The following is a 2,385-nucleotide window of genomic DNA, read 5'->3' as shown; positions in this document are numbered from 1 at the left end:
TCCGATGAATCGTGCATGCATGTCGAGCGCGCGTGACGCGGCGAATCGCATGCATCTTTCGACGCGCGTTGCGTCGCCTCGATTCGACGCTTTCGTCTGTGCAGCGTGCAGCGCGCACGCGACCGTCGTCCACCCTCGCGCGCACCGGATTTCCCACGCACACGACGGTGCTTGCCTCACACGAATCGGTGCGCGGGAAATGTTGCGAATGTGTAACGCCACGCCCAAACCGGCAAATACATCGGAGTCCGGTCCATTCGTCTCATGTGAAAACGGCGTTCGTTCAGCGCGCCGGACCGTCTCGCACACGACGCACGACACACGACGGTCAGCCATGCCAGGCTGCGCCGACAATGCGGCACGACAAGTCGGACCGCCCCGGTCGCCGCGCGACATGTTCGAATGCATGCGATCGCCCCTGCGGAGTCGAATGCGGCGCGCGCACGCTGATTCGTCAGTGAATCAAAACACGCCGCCCGCGCGCCTTCCGCGTTCGCCTGCGGCGCTCGCCCCCTTGTCGCGCGGGGCATGCCGGCAGATGGCGCACGCCTTGCTTAATGTCAGACAGGTGCGTCCCGAAGCACTCGCACGGCAGCAAACCGACGGGAACGCCAAAGCAACGAAGCCGGGAGGCAACGCGTCCGTCCGGGGCAACCGACAACCGCCCCTGTGCGACGAACGCGTCACCGCCTTCCATTGACATCCGCGCGATCCACGGAGCGCCTTCAGCTCTCATCGGTCGTCGTCGCGGGCACGGGGACCAGGACATGACGAAAACGCGGGCGGCGTCACTCTGCGAGCAAGGCATCCTGCTGCTGATCGTGCTGGCCTGCTCGCTGGTCGTGCGCGACACCGGATCGCGGGCGATCGCCGAACCGGCCCGCTTCAGCGTGCCCGCCGCCAACATCACGACTGCCGCGAACCTCGCGATCGCGATGGAGCGCACCGCGCTCGACAGCGTGACGCTTTCGCTCGCCGCACAGGCCGCGACCGACACGGACGCGTCGCTCGAACCGCCGCCCGCCACCACGGCGGGCATCACGTTCGATCCCGAGCTGCTGCTGATGCCGTGCGTGGCGTACCTGTGGCTGTTCACGCTGCTGACGTGCGCGTATGCCGCGCGGCATTACGTATTCAGCCTCGATCGCCTGTTCAAGCCGCAGCACGCGCCTTACCGGACGATGACCCACGGCGATTGGCCGCGGCTCACGGTATTCGTCGCCGCCCACAACGAGGAAACGGTCATCGTCGATTGCCTGATGGCGCTGCTGGCCACGACCTACCCGCGCGACCGGCTCACGATCATCCCGGTCAACGACCGCTCGACCGACAACACGCGCGCGTTGATCGACGAGGTCCGGGCACTCGCGCCCGAGCTGATCCAGCCGTTTCACCGCGAAACCGGCAAGCCGGGCAAGGCAGCCGCGCTGAAGGATGCGCTGCGGTTCATCCGCGGCGACATCATGGTGGTATTCGACGCCGACTACCTGCCTCGACCGGGGCTGCTGAAGGAACTCGTCGCGCCGTTCTTCGATCCGGAAGTCGGCGCGGTGATGGGCCGTGTCGTGCCGCAGAACGCCGACAGCAACCTGCTCGCGCGGCTGCTCGATCTCGAGCGCGCGGGCGGCTATCAGGTCAACCAGCAAGCCCGCAACAATCTCGACCTGGTGCCGCAGTACGGCGGCACGGTCGGCGGCATCCGCAAGGGTGCGCTCGACGCCGTGGGCGGCTGGTGCGACGACACGCTCGCCGAAGATACCGACATGACCTACCGCCTGCTGCTGAGCGACTGGCGCACGGTCTATCTGAACCACGCCGAATGTTATGAGGAAGTGCCGGAGCGCTGGGCCGTCCGCGCCCGGCAACTGACCCGCTGGGCGAAGGGCCACAACCAGACGATGCTGCGCTATCTGGTGCCGGTGCTGCGCAATCCGCTGATCTCGCGGCGCTGCCGGCTCGACGGCGCACTGCTGCTCGGCGTATTCACGATGCCGGCGCTGCTCGCGATCGCGTGGAGCGCCGCGCTCGCGCTCTACCTGTTCAACGGCGTCAACTCGACCGCGCTCGGCCTGCTCCTGTCGCTGTTCGCGCTGTTCTCGTTCAGCACCTTCGGCAACTTCGGCGTGTTCTTCGAGATCGTCGTCGCCGCGCGGCTCGACGGCCGCGCGACGCGCCTGCGGCTCGTGCCGGTCAACGTCGTCGGCTTTTGCGTGACGATCGCGGCGGTCGTCTCCGCGCTCTGGGGGCTCGCGCTCGACGCCGCGTTTCGCCGCGAACTGAAATGGGACAAGACCGAGCGTTTTCGCCGGCAGTTGAAACCGGAGCGATGAGCGATGACGACCTTCAATGTGATGGTGCCGGTGGCCAGCGTACTCGCCTGCCGTT

General features: G+C 66.9%; 1 protein-coding gene. It reads left to right on the top strand.

Going from position 1 to position 2,385, the window contains the following annotated elements; translation table 11 throughout:
- Positions 1 to 767 precede the first annotated feature (767 nt).
- A complete protein-coding gene (locus tag JMF90_RS33595) occupies positions 768 to 2,330 on the top strand; it encodes a glycosyltransferase family 2 protein (RefSeq protein WP_011545116.1) in 1,563 nt (520 codons plus the stop codon).
- The last annotated feature ends 55 nt before the right edge of the window (positions 2,331 to 2,385 follow it).

Origin of the sequence: Burkholderia sp. E168m23 (assembly GCF_016586125.1) — a bacterium.
GTDB classification, from domain to species: Bacteria; Pseudomonadota; Gammaproteobacteria; order Burkholderiales; family Burkholderiaceae; genus Burkholderia; species Burkholderia orbicola.
The sequence above is the reverse complement of the archived record's forward strand: the minus strand, read 5'-3'. Positions and strand labels throughout refer to the sequence as shown.

Bases quoted from the DNA above. Each gene is read 5' to 3' on its own strand.
- JMF90_RS33595 (WP_011545116.1), top strand. From the start codon at position 768: ATGACGAAAACGCGGGCGGCGTCACTCTGCGAGCAAGGCATCCTGCTG.